This window comes from Bacillus sp. BSL6, from assembly GCF_052928345.1.
Genome location: NZ_JAVGCW010000002.1, coordinates 464,220 through 481,692, shown reverse-complemented (window position 1 = coordinate 481,692; position 17,473 = coordinate 464,220). Strand labels below are relative to the sequence as shown.

Genomic DNA, 17,473 nt, shown 5'->3' with positions numbered 1-17,473 from the left:
GTTTTCAAATTACAATTCTTTTGTCATAACGATGTGAGGAATATTTGCTTCCATAAATACATCAGAATTCGTTACATATCCAAGTTTCTTATAGAAATCTTCAGCATGTGTTTGAGCATGCAGCTTCAATTTTGGTAGCGAGTTTTCCTTCGCATATGCTTCAAGTGCATCCATAACAATTTTTCCAATGCCTTTTTTACGATGGGAAGCTAGTACGCAAATGCGTTCCATTTTTCCTATTCCATCAACGGTGCGAAAACGCCCAGCACCAACGGGAACATCATTATCATATATAACAACGTGTATGGAAGTTTCTTCAAACTCATCATACTCTTCTTCAGCAGAAACTTGCTGTTCCTTCACAAATACTTGCTTACGTACAGAGAATGCATCTCTTAGTTGTTCGTCCGTTTGTACGATCTGTGCATGCAAATTAGTTGTTCCCCTTTCCAAGGCGGAATGTTTCGTGTACAGTCCATGTTCCATTTTCTAATTGATATAGTAGGTGGAAACGGTCGATTGGTTGTTCGTAATAGAAATCTTTCATACGTAATCGACCTAGTACATCAGCATGCTCTGCATCTGATAAGCCTTGCCCAATTGTTAAATGAGGTACAAAAGCGTATTCGCGTTCTTGTGTAAAGAATCCGCTATGCATTTCCTCATTTAAGAAAGTAAGTTCAGGTGTTTTTTCTACTTTAAAATAAATAACATTATTAACAGGTGCGAATGAACCAACTTTTCCAACATGAAGGGTGAAAGGGTTCGTTTTACTTGCGATTGTATGTAACTCGTTTACAATCGATTCTAATTGTTCATCTTGCGTCTCAAAGGGTGTTTTCAATGTAATATGTGGCGGAACTAATGCGTAGTGTGGATCATAACGTTTACGCAATCCGTTCGCTTTATCTTGAATCATTTTAGATGGAAAAATTACAATGCCTAATTTCATGTTCCAATTCCTCCCTTTGTAAGTCTAGTTAGATTTTGAGAAAATAACTCTCTTACTCTATTATATCAAATTATTCTGAATACTGCTCTCTATTATTTCATTGATAGCATATGAGAGAAAGCTTTCGGTAAATCAGTTTGCCAATATTTCCACGTATGATTGCCTTCAAACTCTTCGTAATGTGTGATGAAATTTCTATCTGTCAGAAGGGTATTAAGCTCACGGTTCGGCCCTACGAAATCAGATACTTGTCCATCAGTGCGCTTTACAGCTGTTTCTTCTGTCCCAATAACGTGATAAAGCTCTAGCGCCTCCGGATTTTTGAAGTCTTTTGCTAAGTTCATTACTGTTTCATCCACAAAAGGTGATTGCATAACAACTTTACCGAATGTATGCGGATACATAAGTGCAGTCATAAAGGAAACTGTTCCGCCGAGAGAATCACCAATTAGCACACGACCTTTTCCCATTTGGTACGTTGGATAATTTTCATCGATATATGGTGCAAGTTCATGAGCAAGGAAACGAATATACGCAGCGTTTTTTACTTCATTTGGGAAATATTTTTCTTTACGATCGTGTACATTTTTATATGGAATACCGACAATAATTGTACGGTCAATTTCTTCAGTTTCACGAAGGCGCTCAATTACACGGTGTGCTTTCCCAAGCTGAAAATAATCTCTGCCATCTTGTGCAATGACAACTGTATGTTTGTGCAGTGGTGTGTAATTTACCGGTAAGTAAACGAGAAGTGTAACATCTTCTTGAAGTGATGCACTATAAAATGAAATCTCTTCAATTCTCCCAATTGTTTGATTCATGTAGATCCCCCTAAATAAAAATTTACTGTAATGATTGTAAGAGCGACGCTTGTAGTGAAAAAGAAAGAAATATTCACTAATAGGTGCTTTCGTTTCTATTTTACCATAATGGTACGAAGAATCTAAAAAATTAGTATTTAAGTTAGGAAAGAAAACGGATATAATGAAGTGGGATTTTTGACAGGTGAGAGGGGAGACGGAATTTGAAACAAGAAAGGTCAATCGCACTACCATTAGCCATTTCCATTATAGCCATTTCATTCGCAGCAGTTTTTGTAAAGATGTCCTCAGCACCATCTTCCATATTAAGTATGTATCGATTATGGATTATCGTACTTCTTATGCTGCCTATCGTTTGGAAAAAACGGGAAGAGTTTAGTAAGATTCAAATAAAAGATTGGGGATTTTTAATTGGATCTGGTTTCTTTTTAGCACTTCATTTTCTTTTATGGTTTGAATCTTTAAAGCATACAACAGTTGCGAGTTCGACGATTATTTTAGCGCTTCAACCAATCGTATCTTTAGTTGGAGGTTTTTTCTTGTTTAAAGAAAGAACAACATACTCAGCCATTGCGACAATGGCAATTGCGATACTAGGTGTAGTGTGTATCGGTTGGGGAGATTTAGGACTAAGTGAACAAGCAATTTATGGAGATATATTATCCTTTTTAAGTGTAATAGCAGTTGTCGGTTATTTATTTATCGGGCAAACGACAGTAAAGAAAGTATCACATTGGATTTATAGCTTTACTGTTTTTGCATTCGCAGGTATTTTTATGGGGATTTATAATATAGTGTTGCAAGTGCCTTTTACAGGTTATACAAAGTGGGATTGGACCGTCTTTCTTTTACTTGCGGTCGTGCCGACAGTGTCACACGTCATTAATAATTGGTTATTAAACTACGTAAATGCAACAACAATTTCGATGAGTATTTTAGGGGAACCAGTTGGAGCATCTATACTAGCGTTTTTCTTACTTGGGGAAAGATTAAATGCAATGCAAATGATCGGTAGCATGCTCGTATTGTTTGGTGTATCTGTTTTCTTATTGCAGCAACAAAAACGAACAGCAAAAAATGTCGTAAACGAGCCTGTTTATACACAGGAATTATAATGTTAAGAGAGAAAAGAGAGGTTGTGATACTTCTCTTTTTGTTTTATAGAAATACGGGCGTAGAAGGGGAAGGGAAATGGAGTTTCCATCAAAAAAAGATACATGGTTATATCCGATTTTTTTCGTTGTCATGGGAGCGTGTTTTGCTCCTATATTTGCAGGGAGAGAATATTTTCTTTTATTTTTTACAATTCCGTTAGCCATAGTATTTATTTGGAGTTGGTTTTCAACAAAATATATTGTCGGAGAAGAAACAATTACTATTAGATCAGGTTCCGTTAACAAGCGCATATTTATACGAGATATAAAACAAATTTCAAATACGAAAAATCCAATAGCAGCTTATGCCTTATCATTTGATCGACTTGAAATTATTTATGGATCACATCAAACAGAAATTATTTCTCCTAAAGATAAAGAGCAATTCATCAATCTCGTTACAAGTAAAAATACATACTTTGGATTTGTCATATAAGGTTGTACATGAATGATACATAGGTCACGGAACTTTCCTTCAGCAGTTGTGACAATTACGACTGCTCTTCCGGCACTTTTTCCAGTAATCGTTACTGTATCACCTTTTGGATACAGTGTGATAACATCAGCATTCATATTTGTCCAAATAAGTTCGTTATTGGTTGCTTGTACTGGCAAAACAGTGGCGGATAACTCAGTGCTTTGGCCAGTTCTTATTTTCAACTTATTTTTTTCCATATGAACACCGATGACTGAAATAACAGAAGGAGCAATTGAAATTTTAGGTGGATTAGGTTGTATGTTCAAACAAGACGCAGAAGTATTGGTGATAGGTGAAAACTTTCGTGTTTGTTGTTGCTGGAAAGCTGCTAACATGTTGGAGTCCCCTTTCTGTATAAGTGCTGATAGTACTACTATAAAGGAGTAGTGTTACGTTTAATTTAATGAAACATAAAGAAATTGTTAAATTCGAGCAGAAGATTGTCGAACATTGATAAATTGCAAATTTAATTAGTTCTTACCAATCGGGCAGTTATTTCCCACCTAACTCCTTCATATTCGCCGAATTTTGAGGTGTGAGTCTTATTGCCAACAAATAGCGGGATAAAAAGAAAGCTCTGCTATCATAACAGCAGAGCTTTTCCTTTATAGATTATCACTATGTTGTTTTTCGAAATCCTCAAATTGCTCTTCAATTTCTTTTGAAGGCTGTGTTAGTAAACTAACAATTACGATTACTAGTAAACTAATAGTGAAACCAGGAATCATTTCATATAAGGATTCTTTTAAGAATTTGAATTGAGTCCAAATAATGACTGTAGCGGCACCAGAAATCATACCAGCAAGTGCGCCCCACTTCGTCATACGTTTCCAATATAAGCTTAATAAAATAGCAGGTCCGAATGAAGAGCCAAATCCAGCCCAAGCGTATCCAACAAGAGCTAAAATCGTATCATTTTGTTTAAACGCTAATGTACATCCAACTAATGCAATAACAAGTACAGCCATACGGCCGACAAATACAAGCTCTTTATCAGAAGCAGAACGTTTAAAGAAAGTACGATATAAGTCTTCAGTTATGGCACTAGAAGTCACGAGTAACTGAGATGAGATTGTACTCATAATCGCTGCTAAAATAGCGGCTAATAAAAATCCAGTAATAAGTGGGTGGAATAAAATTTTTCCCAGTTCAAGGAAAATTGTCTCTGGATTGGATAGTTTTAATCCTTTGTCTGAGTAGTATGCAATACCGATAAGACCAGTAAACATAGCTCCGACAACAGAGAAAATCATCCAGCTCATACCAATTCGTCTTGCACTTTTAATTTCTTTTACAGAAGAAATCGCCATAAAGCGTACGATAATATGTGGTTGTCCAACATAACCAAGGCCCCATGCGAATAATGAAATAATACCTAATACAGAAGTGCCTTTAAAAATGTCTAATAATGTTGGATCAATTGATTTAATTGTGCTAAATGCTGGACCAAGCCCATTTACATTCATAATTGTAACAGTAGGAACAAGAATAAGAGCAATCACCATAATGATTCCTTGCACGAAGTCTGTCCAACTTACTGCTAAGAAACCACCAAATAACGTGTAAGCTACAACAACGCCTGCAACAATGAATAATCCAACATGGTAGTTCATACCAAATGAATTTTCAAATAATACAGCGCCTGAAACTAATCCTGAAGCTACATAAAAAGTAAAGAAAATCATAATAACAAGTCCAGATACTAAGCGTAGCATATGGGATTTGTCTTGGAAGCGATGTTCCAAAAATTCTGGGATAGTAATAGAGTTGTTTGCAATTTCTGAGTAGGTACGTAAGCGAGGAGCGACATATAGCCAGTTTGCGTATGCGCCTAGTGTTAGGCCGATCGCAATCCAACTACTACTTAATCCAACGCTAAACATTGCACCGGGTAAGCCCATTAAAAGCCAACCACTCATATCGGATGCTCCAGCACTTAATGCCGTTACTGCGGGGCCTAGTGTACGCCCGCCAAGCATATAATCTGTTAAGTTGGACGTTCGTTTATAGGCAAAATAGCCAATTACTAACATCCCGAGCATGTAAATAGAGATAGAAGTTAAAGTTAACATCTGCGTACTCATGTAGTTCCCCTTCCTTTTGTCATGTCTTTTGATGCGTTATGCATATTTATAATCTATCATGATTATTCTGAAAAATCCATATAGAAATATGAATTTTCAGAAATGTAAGCGTTTTTTGATGTCATTTTACTTTTTTAATATATAATATTCATACAAAAAACCTTATTTTTAATAGAGTATTTATTATATTTACATAAAAAGAGGTTGTTTTGTCAATATAATATTGAAAGGAGAGAAAAATAAAATTTTTTAAAAAGTATTGACTTGTGAAAAAAGTTAGGTCTATAATGAGTGCAACTTAAAAAAATGCAAGCGTTGATGAAGAAGAGTACACATGATGAACATGTCAGAGAGCTGATGGTTGGTGCGAATCAGTATGGAATTGATGTGGAATGGGCTTCGGAGCTTCCAAACCGAAACGAAAGAAGTAGGCTTTGGCGACACGATCTCATCGATACAAGAGACACGTATTGTTTTTGATACGGTAAAGTGCGTTACGTTCGTAACGAATTAAGGTGGCACCACGGGAGTACCCGTCCTTTCTATAGGATGAGTACTCCCTTTTTGTGTATAAAAAATTAAATAGAAGAAATCGTTTAAGTAAGAAGAGTACGTATATTGGAGACGTTACAGAGAGCCGGGAATAGGTGGGAGCCCGGTGCGGTGCTATATACGGAATGGGCTTACGAGAGGTATGCTGAACAATTATTTTCAGTAGGCAACCCGGGTTCCGCCGTTACAAGGATAAGGTATATATTTTGTACCTGAATAAAGCGGGATGCTTTTGCGTCCAACATGAGGTGGTACCACGGTAAATTTATCGTCCTCTACATATTTTCGATATGTAGAGGACTTTTTTATTTTTCAGGATGAGGTGAAAGGCATGATGACAAAAGAGGAATTTATAAAACAGAAAGAACAAAGAAAAATATTTTTAGTAATTATTGAAGAAGAAGGAGATAGCATTACGCCAATTTCTTTATATAGACGTATGAAAGGGAAGAAGAAATTTTTATTAGAAAGTTCACAGCTTCATCAAGATAAAGGGCGTTATTCTTACTTAGGATGTAATCCTTATGGAGAAGTGAAAAGCGTTGGTACGGAAGTGGAACGAACCATTTACGGCAGGTCAGAAAAGTTGCAAAGTAACGTACTTCAAGTGTTAGAAGAAGTGATCGCGTCAGCTCAAGTAGATAGTCCATTTCCATTTTGCGGTGGAGCAGTTGGTTATATTGGCTATGACGTCATTCGGCAATATGAAAACATTGGAGCAGATTTACATGATCCATTGAATATTCCAGAAGTACACCTTTTACTATATCGTGAGTTTATCGTTTACGATCATTTACGCCAAAAGTTGTCGTTTGTATATGTATGCAGGGAAGATGATTCAGCAGATTACGAAGAAGTATATGAAAGGTTGCAAATATACAAAGAGGAAGTGCTACAGGGAGAAGAAGCGGAAGTAACTGAAATAAGATCAACATTATCATTCACTTCTTCTATAACGGAAAGAGAATTTTGCGTGATGGTAGAAACTGCGAAAGAACACATCGGGGCCGGGGACATATTTCAAGTTGTATTATCTCAGCGTTTGCAAAGTGAATGTGTTGGTGATCCATTCGCGTTATATCGAAAACTTCGAATTGCCAATCCATCACCATATATGTTCTATATCGATTTTCAAGATTATGTTGTACTCGGTTCTTCGCCAGAAAGTTTGTTATCAGTAAGAGAGGATAAAGTGATGACAAATCCAATTGCTGGTACGAGGCCGAGAGGGAAAACGAAGGAGGAAGATACGGAAATTGAAAAAGAGCTGTTAGAAAATGAGAAAGAGCGAGCGGAGCATATGATGCTTGTAGATCTTGGGCGAAATGATATTGGTAGGGTGAGTGAAATCGGCTCAGTTACGATAGATAAATATATGAAAGTAGAAAAATATTCTCATGTTATGCACATTGTATCTGAAGTTTACGGAACATTGCGAAAACGAATGGGCGGATTTGATGCATTAGCGTATTGCTTACCAGCGGGGACGGTATCAGGTGCTCCGAAAATTAGAGCGATGGAAATTATAAATGAGCTAGAGAATGAAAAAAGAAATGTGTACGCCGGTGCAGTTGGATACGTTAGTTTTTCAGGGAATCTTGATATGGCGCTCGCCATTCGAACAATGGTTGTAAAGGATGAAAAAGCATACGTTCAGGCAGGAGCGGGTATCGTTTACGATTCAGATCCAGTAGCTGAATATGAAGAAACATTAAATAAAGCGAGAGCGCTATTGGAGGTAATGAAATGATTGTACTGATCGATAATTATGATTCATTCACATATAACTTGTATCAACTATTAGGCGAATACGAAGAAGAGATTGTTGTCGTAAGAAATGATCAAATAACGATAGAACAATTAGAAGAAATGAAGCCGAAAGGAATTGTGCTTTCACCAGGACCAGGAAAACCAGAGGATGCTGGCATTTGTATTGAAGTGATTCATCATTTTTATAAGAATGTTCCCATATTAGGTATTTGCCTTGGTCATCAAGCAATTATATCAGCGTTTGGAGGAGAGATTGTAAGAGCAGAGCGCATTAAACACGGAAAAACATCGCGTGTGAAACATAACGGAACGTCAATCTTTTCATATGTGACGCAGCCGCTAACAGCGATGCGCTACCATTCTCTTGTTGCAGCACAAACGAGCTTGCCACAGTGTTTTGACATATTAGCGACAGCGATGGACGATGGAGAAATAATGGCAGTTCGTCACAATTATTATCCGCTCTTCGGATTACAGTTTCATCCGGAATCAATCGCGACAGAAGAAGGCGGAAAGTTAATACGTGCCTTTTTAGGCGAAGTGAAAGAGGAGGAAAGAGTATGAATAACTATCTTCGTAAATTGGTGGAGGGACAACATTTAACAGAAGAGGAAATGTATAAAGCGGGGCTTCTTTTATTAAATGAAAACATATTGGAAAGTGAAATTGCAGCTTTCTTAGTCTTACTGAAAGCGAAAGGTGAAACGGCAGAAGAAATATACGGTCTCGTTCGAGCTCTTCGCGAAAAGGCATTACCGTTTTCGAATCATATACAAGGCGCGATGGACAATTGCGGGACAGGTGGTGACGGTGCCCAAACGTTTAATATTAGCACAACATCAGCATTTGTACTGGCAGGAGCTGACGTAAAGGTTGCAAAACATGGTAATCGTGCTGTTTCTAGTAAAACAGGAAGTGCAGATTTATTAGAAGAACTCGGTGTAAATATTAGTAGTACGCCAAACGAAATTGATTATTTATTAGAGCATGTCGGAATCGCATTTTTATTCGCACCAGCGATGCATCCAGCATTAAAGCGCATTATGAAAATAAGAAAAGAATTAAACGTTCCGACGATCTTTAACTTAATTGGACCGTTAACGAATCCGGTGAATTTAGAAACACAATTTGTCGGCATTTATAAACGAGATATGTTACTACCAGTTGCGCAAGTACTACAGAAACTAGGAAGAAAACAAGCACTTGTCGTAAACGGAAGTGGGTTTTTAGATGAAGCATCATTGCAAGGAGAAAATCATGTTGTCATTTTAAAAGATAATGAAATAGTAGAAACGAGTATTGAACCTGAGAAATATGGATTCTCAATAGTGAAAAACGAAGAGATTAGAGGAGGGAATTCGAAAGAAAATGCAAAGATTACGCTCGGAGTATTAAGCGGAGAAAAGAGTGTTTACCGTGATACTGTTTTATTCAATGCAGGGCTTGCTCTTTTCGCAAATGGAAAAGCAAAGACGATTGAAGAAGGAATAACACTCGCAGCGCATAGCATTGACTCTGGAAAAGCATTAGTGAAACTAAACTTATTAATTGCAGCAAGTAACGAAAAATTAGAAAGGGTGAATTAAAGTGGGGACGATTTTAGACAAAATTGTAGATCAAAAGAAAAAGGAAGTTGCGGCATTATATGAAACATATACACCAGTAAAAGAAAAAAGAAAAACGCGCTCACTTGTAAAGGCTCTAGAGCAATTTACTGTCATTGCAGAAGTAAAGCGAGCATCACCATCAAAAGGAGATATTAATTTACATGTTGATGTACGAAAACAAGTGAAGACATATGAAGAATGTGGCGCTGGTGCAGTTTCTATTTTAACAGACGGTCAATTTTTTAAAGGATCATTTTATGATTTACAAACGGCAAGAGAAGAAAGTAGCCTTCCGCTTTTATGTAAAGATTTCATAATCGATAAGATTCAAATTGATAGAGCGTATGAAGCTGGTGCAGATATTATTTTACTAATCGTAGCGGCGTTAACGAAAGAGAAATTAAAAGAGTTGTATAGCTACGTACTAGGAAAAGGATTAGAAGCGATTGTTGAAGTTCATGATGAACAGGAATTAGAAATTGCAATTCAATTAAATCCGCACGTTATCGGTATTAACAACCGTAATTTAAAAACATTCGAAGTCGATTTAAGTCAAACAGAAAAGCTTGGAAAACGATTAAATGAGGAAAAATTACTTTGGATTAGTGAGAGCGGGGTTCATTCAAAAGAAGACATGATCCGCGTTAAACGAGCTGGGGCAAAAGGTGTACTAGTTGGAGAAGCGCTTATGACATCGTCTTCTATTCATACCTTTTTTGAAGATTGTAAGGTGAACATATGAAAGTGAAAATTTGCGGGATCACTGATATGGAAACAGCAAAACGTGCTTGCGAATACGGAGCTGATGCACTCGGATTTGTTTTTGCAGAAAGTAAGCGGAAAATTACTCCAGGGCTAGCGAAAGAAATCATTCAGGAACTTCCAGCCAACGTGTTAAAAATCGGTGTTTTCGTAAATGAATCAGTAGAAGTAATCCAGAAAATTGCAGATGAATGCGGGTTAACGCATGTGCAACTACATGGGGATGAAGATAATCATCAAATTAGAAGATTGAATATTCCGTCTATAAAGTCGCTCGGAGTAACTTCAGAGAGGGATATGAAAAACGCTCAAGGGTATGAAACGGACTATATATTATTTGATAGCCCGAAGGAAAAGTTTCATGGGGGAAATGGAAAGACATTTTCTTGGGAGTTACTTGCGCATATGCCAAAAGAATTACGAGAGAAAACGATATTAGCTGGTGGATTAAACACTCTTAATATAGAAGAAGCAATTCGAACTGTTCGGCCATATATGGTCGATGTGAGCAGCGGAGTAGAGACAGAAGGAAAGAAAGATGTAGAGAAAATAAAACAATTTATTATAAAAGCGAAGGAGTGTTCTAAATGAACTACGCATATCCAGATGAAAAAGGTCACTACGGTATATACGGAGGACGATACGTTCCAGAAACGTTAATGCAATCTGTATTAGAACTAGAAGAAGCATATAAAGAAGCGATGCAAGATGAAGCATTTCAAAAGGAATTAAATCATTATTTAAAAACGTATGTCGGAAGAGAAACGCCGCTTTATTTCGCTGAGAATATGACGGAGTATTGCAGAGGTGCAAAGATTTATTTAAAACGTGAAGATTTGAACCATACAGGAGCTCATAAAATTAACAATACAATTGGTCAGGCACTTCTTGCGGTGCGAATGGGCAAGAAAAAAGTTGTCGCTGAAACAGGGGCTGGACAACACGGAGTTGCAACAGCTACTGTATGTGCTCTACTCGGTTTAGAATGTGTCATTTTTATGGGAGAAGAAGATGTAAGACGTCAAAAATTAAATGTGTTCCGAATGGAATTACTCGGAGCGAAAGTAGAAAGTGTAGCAGCAGGTAGCGGTACATTAAAAGATGCGGTAAACGAGGCGCTTCGCTACTGGGTTTCACATGTGCATGATACGCACTACATTATGGGATCTGTTCTCGGACCACATCCATTCCCGCAAATTGTTCGTGATTTCCAAAGTGTAATTGGGAAAGAAACAAAAAAACAATATGAAGCATTAGAAGGAAAGTTACCAGAAGCAGTCGTTGCTTGTATTGGTGGTGGTAGTAATGCGATGGGTATGTTTTATCCGTTCGTACACGATGAAGAAGTTGCTCTTTACGGCGTAGAAGCAGCTGGAAAAGGAGTTCATACAGAAAAGCATGCAGCTACTTTAACGAAAGGAAGCGTTGGCGTTCTCCACGGATCGATGATGTATCTTCTGCAAAATGAAGAAGGACAAATTCAAGAAGCTCACTCTATTTCGGCGGGACTTGATTACCCTGGTGTTGGGCCAGAACATAGTTTACTAAAAGATATTGGCCGCGTTTCGTATCATTCCATTACAGATGATGAAGCGTTAGAAGCATTTCAATTATTAACGAAAAAAGAAGGAATTATCCCGGCGTTAGAAAGCTCGCATGCTGTCGCGTACGCTTTAAAATTAGCGCCGCAAATGAAGCAAGACAAAGGGCTGGTCATTTGTTTATCTGGCCGCGGTGATAAAGATGTAGAGAGTATAAAACGTTATATGGAAGAGGTGTAAACAATGGGAGTAGAAAAAATGAAAGCAGCATTTGAAAATGGCAAGAAAGCATTTATTCCGTACGTAATGGGCGGAGATGGTGGCCTTGAAAAATTAAAAGAAAGAATTCGTTTTCTTGATGAAGCAGGAGCAAGCATCGTTGAAATTGGTATCCCGTTTTCAGATCCAGTTGCAGATGGCCCAACAATTCAAAGAGCAGGGAAACGAGCACTAGATAGCGGTGTAACAGTAAAAGGCATTTTTCAAGCATTAATAGAGGTAAGGAAAGAAGTACAAATTCCGTTTGTACTTATGACATATTTAAATCCAGTACTTGCATTCGGGAAAGAACGATTTATCGAGAACTGTATGGAAGCAGGGGTAGACGGTATTATCGTTCCGGATTTACCGTATGAAGAACAAGACATTATTGCTCCGTTACTTCGAGAGGCAAACATTGCGCTCATTCCACTTGTTACTGTTACGAGCCCAATTGAGCGAATCAAAAAAATTACGAGTGAATCAGAAGGGTTCGTCTACGCCGTTACAGTAGCGGGCGTAACAGGCGTACGTCAAAATTTTAAAGAGGAGATTCATAGTTACTTAGAAAAAGTAAAATCACATACGCATTTACCGGTAGTGGCAGGGTTCGGTATTTCAACGAAGGAACATGTAGAAGAAATGATTACAATATGTGACGGGGTTGTCGTTGGAAGTAAAATTATTGAACTGTTAGAAAATGAAAAACGAGAAGAAATATGTGAATTCATACAGGCAACAAAACAAAAAGAAGAGGCATAAGTCTCTTCTTTTTGTTTTCTATAATAAATGTTAAAATATACAGAAAATACATATAATTTAGAGGGTGAGAAAGCATGCTAAGACGTAAACTACTATATCTTCTCTTAACTGTACCACTATACGCTTGGCTCATTAGCATGACGAAAATAGAGTTGATGGCTTTATTTTTAGGATATGTATTCATCTTTTCCAACTTAAATCGCATTCAAGAGCAATCTATTTTAGAAATATGTATATTTTCGATTAGTATAGAATTATTTAGTATCGTTTCGATTGTATTGTTAAATGAATTATTCCGATGGATCCATTCATTTGAATTCATGAAATTTGGGAATGTTGTATTGCAAGTCATATGTGCTTATATTGTGTTTGTTGTGTTAGACAAAATAATTAGGCAGCAGACAGTTTTTCAGGATAATAGAAAATGGGAGTGATCCAAAAAAGAGCCAAACGGCTCTTTTTTGAAACTGTTGTAAAAACAATTGAAAATTATGACATCTGTTATATAATAGTTAAAAATTGTATTTTAAACGAAATGAGATGATAACATGGCCATATTGTTGGCACTTATCCCAATTATGATGATTTTCATTTGTTTATTTTTATTTAAACAAACGTCATTAAGATCCTCGTTAATTTCTTATGCGGTATGTGTTGGAATCGTTTTACTCTCGCCAACGTTTCAATTAGGGATAAGTGAAACTGTGCACGCAACGATTAAAGGATGGTTAATTTGTTTTATTGTCGGGTACGTTTTATTTTTCGGTATTTTTTTATTTCACCTCATGAACAAAATGGGGTACATCGATCAAGTAGCACGTTTTTTAGAAGAAGTGACGCACGATCGTTTATTACAAATGCTTCTTATGTGTTTTGGCATTTGCCCACTAATTGAATCAGTAAGTGGATTTGGAATTGGCTTTATGGTTGCAGCACCTATTTTTCTTTCATTAGGTTATAAACCGTTTCAAGCTGTACTGCTCTCTTTTATCGGCTTACTAGCTAGTTCATGGGGCGCAATGGCAACTGGTACGATTATCGGTTCCCAGCTCATCGATATGCCGCTTACAACACTCGGTACAAATACAGCGCTATTAAGTATCCCGATGTTCGCTTATTTCGTCATTCTTTCTTTACATGTTGTTGGTGGCTGGCAGGCGGTTATTGAAAAGTGGAAGGAAGGATTCGGCTTCTTTCTATTATTTTCTCTCGGAATCTATCTTTCTAACGCATACGTAAGTGTTGAACTCGCAGGTATATTAAGTTCTATCGTTACAATTACATTTGGCTTTCTTATCATTAAATTAAAGGGAAAAAACGAACAAAATCTAATAACAGAACATGCTGCGGCAACGGAAAGAGAAGTATCTATTATAAAAATTATTAGCCCTTATATATTTCTAACAGTTTGTATTTTACTTTCTCGCCTCGTTCCTGCATTACATGACTTGTTCAGATCATATGCAGTCCTTGATTTAAAATCATACTCTTACAAATTAGAAATGCTGTATTCACCAGGTTTTTGGCTCGGTATGACTTGTTTATTTACTATTATTTTCTTCCGCATTCCATCTCATATTATGAAACAATCACTCTCACAAACGATAAAACAATGGATCCCGTTCGCTATTACAACGACAATGTTTATTGCTATTTCAGAACTAATGGGCGCATCTGGCATGCATTCATTACTAGCAAAAACAGCTGGTGACTCATTTGGAACATTTTTCGTTTTCGTTGCTCCGTTTATCGGTGGGATCGGTGGCTTTTTAACAGGTAGTAACGCAGGATCAAATGCGATGTTTATAAAACTACAAATGCAAACCGCGCAAAACGTAGCACTCCCTTGGCAATACGTCACAACACTGCAAAACACCGCATCGTCAGTAGCGACAATTGCTTGCCCATCACGGATTACACTAGGTGCGTATTTATGTAACATCCCGTATCGTGAAAATGAACTATTAAAGAAGACGACGTTAATGATTTTTGGTGCGGTATTACTTATAGTAGTGGAAGTTATTTTCTGGTATATGTTGAGAAATTAAAAATTCTCCTATATTTAGGAGGATTTTTTTTGTTACTGGATAATGCTTTAAATTATGAAAAGCTTCTACTAAATGGATAGGAGATGAAATGTATGCCCTTAAAAAATTATGGTGTGTTAAAAGGTACCGTTATACAATCTAAGATCGGAAAAGGGAAAACTCCTCATTATCAAGTTCATTTACAAGATGAAGCAGAAGTAGATTATCGCATTGCGATTAACGTAAAGTCGCAAAGTTATCCGTCAGAAGTTTTATATTTTGCGAGTAACGATATTCGGTCAGAGGCGATTCATATTTTACCGACATTACCATTTGGTTTTACAGAAATAAAAAACAATGAACCGAAAGTAGCTTTAGATTATGTAAGAGGAAATCTATTTGACTCAAAACAAATGATTCCTTTACCTGCTGAAAAAGCAGGAGTGGATAATGATTTAAATGAAAAAATAGAACGTTATATAAAACGAGCAATAGAAGAAAAAGCAATTATTTATGCGTTTGGTGAAAGATGGGGACCCGAAGAAAATACACCCGATTCTTACTTTCATTTCGAACCAGGAAACGGGATACACGATATTCACATGAATCAAGGAAATGTAGAGAAATGGAAAGGTGATAATGGCATATGGCAAGACGGAGGAATACTCATTCAATTTGAAAAGGAAGAAGAATGGGTCGGTATTTTTCTTGCCTTCCAATCGCAGTCATGGTGTACCGATGAAGAGGGACATGCTCGTGTTCCGGTTGAGCATTGTGATTATACAAGTAAGAGATAGTTTATTATACAGGAAAAGGCCATTGCAAGTTATAGATGGTCTTTTTTTGTGTGATACAATTATTTACAATTTTGTCCACCTTGATATAATTGAATAGTCAGAAAAAAAGAGGGTGGAAATGAAAGGAAATAAACCGAAAGTTCTAATACTGGGATCGTGTCATATGAGTGAGCATGAAGAATTATTATCGGAAAAGAGGCAAGCCGAAATTAGAGAGCTTGTTTCTATCATACAGAAATTCCAGCCAACAAAAATTGCAGTTGAAAGTATTACAGATAAGCAGGATAAATTAAATGAGGATTTTAAAGAGTACAAGATAGGTGCATACGAATTAGCATTAAATGAAATAGATCAAATTGGTTTTAGAATGGCAGCAAACTTAAAGCATAAACAGGTATATGCAATTGATTGGATGGGTGGAAATGAAGTTACTGATGTTTGGGATGTACATAAATGGGTGAAAGAAAATCAACCAGATTTATTTGAAGAAATATTTAGTTTGGTACCAGAAATAAATTTAGCGGATACTAAAAGTGTTCTTGATTTTTACCAAGAAATGAATAATCAAGAAGTATTTAATCAACTACATAAGTTATATGTGAATATGGCACGCATTGGTGATTTCGGTCAATATGTTGGGATGGAATGGTTAACATGGTGGTATAAAAGAAATTTAATTATGTATTCAAATATTGTTCGTTTAATTGAATCAACTGAGGAGCGTATTTTATTTATAGTTGGTGTGTCACATTGTTCGATTGTTGCTAGATTCCTTGAAGAAGGAGAGAATTGTGAGGTCGTATTAGCAGATAAATATCTGTATGAAGAACATGCATTTAAATAAAAGGGTATCCAGTTGTAATTGGATACCCTTTTATTTAAATAGAACGCCCTCCTCTTATTTTATAAAACCCAAAACTAACAAGTGTAGAAATACAAGAGAACAGTAGTGCTACGCTAGAAAACGCAATGAGGTACATATTATACTTCATCACTTTTCCAATAAGCTGGTTGCTATCATACTGAAAAAGTCCCGCTATAATATTGAATAAAAATAACACGATAAACATGACGATGACACCGTCTATTGATCCTTTAATGTCTGGTTTACTTAAAGCGATATGTGCAGAAATACAAATGGCGATAAATAAAAATAGCCAAAAGGAAGGATTCAATACATTACTTATTGTAAATAAGCTCTTTAATAATACGAACGTCGACAAGAGCATGTTTTGCACCATTTCTACATTAATAGAAGTAGTAGCGATTGTTTTTTCGAGAGTTGTATTAAATAAGAAATATGAATCTGGTACGAAATAGCGCATTAAAAGGATTAATGCCGTAATACCAGAAATAATAGGCCCGATGCCGATAAAGAAGTTCCCAATTCGTTGATATACACTTTTTTGATTGTATTGATGTTGTACGTAACCTAAAGCACCTTGACTTGTATCTGTTGGGAAAAACTGCGTTGCTACAATTTTATGACGGAATAATACACACATAATGGCATGTCCGAGTTCGTGAATAGGGACACCAATCCACGCTGTTAAAAGGAATCCTTTTCTGCCGAAAGCTCTCGACCAATACATTCGTGTGAGAGATTCTAAATAGCCTAATAGAAATCCAATTACAATGATAATGCCAATTAAAGAAAATAATTGGATTATGCTTGTAAGGAGTATTTGAAAAATTGAGTTTACAAATTCCATTGTTTTTCATCCGATCTGTTAAAAATGTTATTTGCTCTGTTTCATAATAGCATTATTTTTCAAGAATGCTAGCACATATATTTTCTTTTGAACGAAGGATTGCATAATCTTTTTCTAGTAGTCATGTTTTATGTCCTAATTCATATATTGAATTTGTAACACCCTATATGGTATATGCCTTAAGGAGGGATGA

The 17,473-nt window shown here is 36.5% G+C and carries 19 protein-coding genes and 2 other annotated features; of the genes, 13 read left to right on the top strand and 6 right to left on the bottom strand.

Going from position 1 to position 17,473, the window contains the following annotated elements:
- Nucleotides 1–9: 9 nt before the first annotated feature.
- The 3 genes from RCJ96_RS08690 to RCJ96_RS08680 all read right to left on the bottom strand — a co-directional run bounded on the left by RCJ96_RS08690 (nt 10) and on the right by RCJ96_RS08680 (nt 1,776).
- On the bottom strand, nt 10–432 hold the full coding sequence (locus RCJ96_RS08690) for a GNAT family N-acetyltransferase (RefSeq protein WP_074609823.1): 423 nt from the start codon (nt 430–432) through the stop codon (nt 10–12).
- Between the two features lies 1 nt (nt 433).
- The gene (locus RCJ96_RS08685; protein WP_000765876.1) at nt 434–952 is read right to left on the bottom strand and encodes a YjcG family protein; all 519 of its coding nucleotides are present in this window, start codon (nt 950–952) and stop codon (nt 434–436) included.
- Between the two features lie 92 nt (nt 953–1,044).
- Complete coding sequence (locus RCJ96_RS08680) at nt 1,045–1,776, bottom strand: alpha/beta hydrolase (RefSeq protein WP_001076848.1); 732 nt, start codon at nt 1,774–1,776, stop codon at nt 1,045–1,047.
- 203 nt (nt 1,777–1,979) lie between these two features.
- Between RCJ96_RS08680 and RCJ96_RS08675 the strand changes: the two genes are divergently transcribed.
- Together RCJ96_RS08675 and RCJ96_RS08670 are read left to right on the top strand one after the other, a co-directional pair.
- Nucleotides 1,980–2,891 (top strand): DMT family transporter, encoded by a 912-nt coding sequence (locus RCJ96_RS08675; protein WP_074609821.1) that lies wholly within the window; start codon nt 1,980–1,982, stop codon nt 2,889–2,891.
- A 76-nt stretch (nt 2,892–2,967) separates the two neighbouring features.
- Nucleotides 2,968–3,366, top strand: coding sequence for a PH domain-containing protein (locus tag RCJ96_RS08670; protein ID WP_446699759.1), 399 nt, complete (start codon nt 2,968–2,970; stop codon nt 3,364–3,366).
- On the opposite strand, the gene RCJ96_RS08665 is transcribed toward RCJ96_RS08670, so the two are convergent.
- A complete protein-coding gene (locus RCJ96_RS08665) occupies nt 3,279–3,743 on the bottom strand; it encodes an Ig-like domain-containing protein (protein ID WP_446699758.1) in 465 nt (154 codons plus the stop codon). The two genes, RCJ96_RS08670 and RCJ96_RS08665, sit on opposite strands and share 88 nt — an antisense overlap.
- A 270-nt stretch (nt 3,744–4,013) precedes the next feature.
- Nucleotides 4,014–5,492 (bottom strand): sodium/proline symporter PutP, encoded by a 1,479-nt coding sequence (gene putP / locus RCJ96_RS08660; protein ID WP_074609817.1) that lies wholly within the window; start codon nt 5,490–5,492, stop codon nt 4,014–4,016.
- Nucleotides 5,493–5,798: 306 nt separating this feature from the next.
- Nucleotides 5,799–6,036: a binding site (T-box leader), on the top strand.
- Between the two features lie 42 nt (nt 6,037–6,078).
- Nucleotides 6,079–6,323: a binding site (T-box leader), on the top strand.
- Between the two features lie 52 nt (nt 6,324–6,375).
- Here putP and trpE point away from each other — a divergent pair.
- The 11 genes from trpE (at nt 6,376) to RCJ96_RS08605 (ending at nt 16,412) form a co-directional block, all read left to right on the top strand.
- On the top strand, nt 6,376–7,794 hold the full coding sequence (gene trpE / locus RCJ96_RS08655) for an anthranilate synthase component I (protein ID WP_416504215.1): 1,419 nt from the start codon (nt 6,376–6,378) through the stop codon (nt 7,792–7,794).
- Nucleotides 7,791–8,378, top strand: coding sequence for an aminodeoxychorismate/anthranilate synthase component II (locus RCJ96_RS08650; protein ID WP_000636343.1), 588 nt, complete (start codon nt 7,791–7,793; stop codon nt 8,376–8,378). The genes trpE and RCJ96_RS08650 overlap by 4 nt, the downstream gene beginning before the upstream one ends.
- On the top strand, nt 8,375–9,400 hold the full coding sequence (gene trpD / locus RCJ96_RS08645; protein WP_270795328.1) for an anthranilate phosphoribosyltransferase: 1,026 nt from the start codon (nt 8,375–8,377) through the stop codon (nt 9,398–9,400). Before RCJ96_RS08650 ends, trpD begins: the two co-directional genes overlap by 4 nt.
- Before the next feature lies 1 nt (nt 9,401).
- Nucleotides 9,402–10,163, top strand: coding sequence for an indole-3-glycerol phosphate synthase TrpC (gene trpC / locus RCJ96_RS08640; protein WP_416504214.1), 762 nt, complete (start codon nt 9,402–9,404; stop codon nt 10,161–10,163).
- Nucleotides 10,160–10,774, top strand: coding sequence for an N-(5'phosphoribosyl)anthranilate isomerase (gene trpF / locus RCJ96_RS08635; RefSeq protein WP_270795326.1), 615 nt, complete (start codon nt 10,160–10,162; stop codon nt 10,772–10,774). The genes trpC and trpF overlap by 4 nt, the downstream gene beginning before the upstream one ends.
- Nucleotides 10,771–11,964, top strand: coding sequence for a tryptophan synthase subunit beta (trpB, locus tag RCJ96_RS08630; protein ID WP_416504213.1), 1,194 nt, complete (start codon nt 10,771–10,773; stop codon nt 11,962–11,964). Before trpF ends, trpB begins: the two co-directional genes overlap by 4 nt.
- A 3-nt stretch (nt 11,965–11,967) precedes the next feature.
- Nucleotides 11,968–12,744: a tryptophan synthase subunit alpha gene (gene trpA / locus RCJ96_RS08625; protein WP_416504212.1), complete on the top strand. Its 777-nt coding sequence runs from the start codon at nt 11,968–11,970 to the stop codon at nt 12,742–12,744.
- Between the two features lie 74 nt (nt 12,745–12,818).
- Nucleotides 12,819–13,178: a DUF4029 domain-containing protein gene (locus tag RCJ96_RS08620; RefSeq protein WP_270795323.1), complete on the top strand. Its 360-nt coding sequence runs from the start codon at nt 12,819–12,821 to the stop codon at nt 13,176–13,178.
- Nucleotides 13,179–13,292: 114 nt separating this feature from the next.
- On the top strand, nt 13,293–14,792 hold the full coding sequence (locus RCJ96_RS08615; protein ID WP_270795322.1) for an L-lactate permease: 1,500 nt from the start codon (nt 13,293–13,295) through the stop codon (nt 14,790–14,792).
- 92 nt (nt 14,793–14,884) lie between these two features.
- Nucleotides 14,885–15,568: a DUF2278 family protein gene (locus RCJ96_RS08610; RefSeq protein ID WP_416504211.1), complete on the top strand. Its 684-nt coding sequence runs from the start codon at nt 14,885–14,887 to the stop codon at nt 15,566–15,568.
- A gap of 118 nt (nt 15,569–15,686) precedes the next feature.
- Entirely contained in the window at nt 15,687–16,412 is a 726-nt protein-coding gene (locus tag RCJ96_RS08605) for a DUF5694 domain-containing protein (protein WP_416504210.1), read from the top strand.
- A 34-nt stretch (nt 16,413–16,446) separates the two neighbouring features.
- Here RCJ96_RS08605 and RCJ96_RS08600 read toward each other — a convergent pair whose 3' ends face one another.
- Nucleotides 16,447–17,280: a hypothetical protein gene (locus RCJ96_RS08600; protein ID WP_446699757.1), complete on the bottom strand. Its 834-nt coding sequence runs from the start codon at nt 17,278–17,280 to the stop codon at nt 16,447–16,449.
- Between the last annotated feature and the right edge of the window lie 193 nt (nt 17,281–17,473).

Coding starts and splice junctions, on each gene's coding strand:
- RCJ96_RS08685 (WP_000765876.1), bottom strand. CDS start 952: ATGAAATTAGGCATTGTAATTTTTCCATCTAAAATGATTCAAGATAAA.
- RCJ96_RS08680 (WP_001076848.1), bottom strand. CDS start 1,776: ATGAATCAAACAATTGGGAGAATTGAAGAGATTTCATTTTATAGTGCA.
- RCJ96_RS08670 (WP_446699759.1), top strand. CDS start 2,968: ATGGAGTTTCCATCAAAAAAAGATACATGGTTATATCCGATTTTTTTC.
- RCJ96_RS08665 (WP_446699758.1), bottom strand. CDS start 3,743: ATGTTAGCAGCTTTCCAGCAACAACAAACACGAAAGTTTTCACCTATC.
- putP (WP_074609817.1), bottom strand. CDS start 5,492: ATGAGTACGCAGATGTTAACTTTAACTTCTATCTCTATTTACATGCTC.
- trpE (WP_416504215.1), top strand. CDS start 6,376: ATGATGACAAAAGAGGAATTTATAAAACAGAAAGAACAAAGAAAAATA.
- RCJ96_RS08650 (WP_000636343.1), top strand. CDS start 7,791: ATGATTGTACTGATCGATAATTATGATTCATTCACATATAACTTGTAT.
- trpD (WP_270795328.1), top strand. CDS start 8,375: ATGAATAACTATCTTCGTAAATTGGTGGAGGGACAACATTTAACAGAA.
- trpF (WP_270795326.1), top strand. CDS start 10,160: ATGAAAGTGAAAATTTGCGGGATCACTGATATGGAAACAGCAAAACGT.
- trpB (WP_416504213.1), top strand. CDS start 10,771: ATGAACTACGCATATCCAGATGAAAAAGGTCACTACGGTATATACGGA.
- trpA (WP_416504212.1), top strand. CDS start 11,968: ATGGGAGTAGAAAAAATGAAAGCAGCATTTGAAAATGGCAAGAAAGCA.
- RCJ96_RS08620 (WP_270795323.1), top strand. CDS start 12,819: ATGCTAAGACGTAAACTACTATATCTTCTCTTAACTGTACCACTATAC.
- RCJ96_RS08615 (WP_270795322.1), top strand. CDS start 13,293: ATGGCCATATTGTTGGCACTTATCCCAATTATGATGATTTTCATTTGT.
- RCJ96_RS08610 (WP_416504211.1), top strand. CDS start 14,885: ATGCCCTTAAAAAATTATGGTGTGTTAAAAGGTACCGTTATACAATCT.
- RCJ96_RS08605 (WP_416504210.1), top strand. CDS start 15,687: ATGAAAGGAAATAAACCGAAAGTTCTAATACTGGGATCGTGTCATATG.
- RCJ96_RS08600 (WP_446699757.1), bottom strand. CDS start 17,280: ATGGAATTTGTAAACTCAATTTTTCAAATACTCCTTACAAGCATAATC.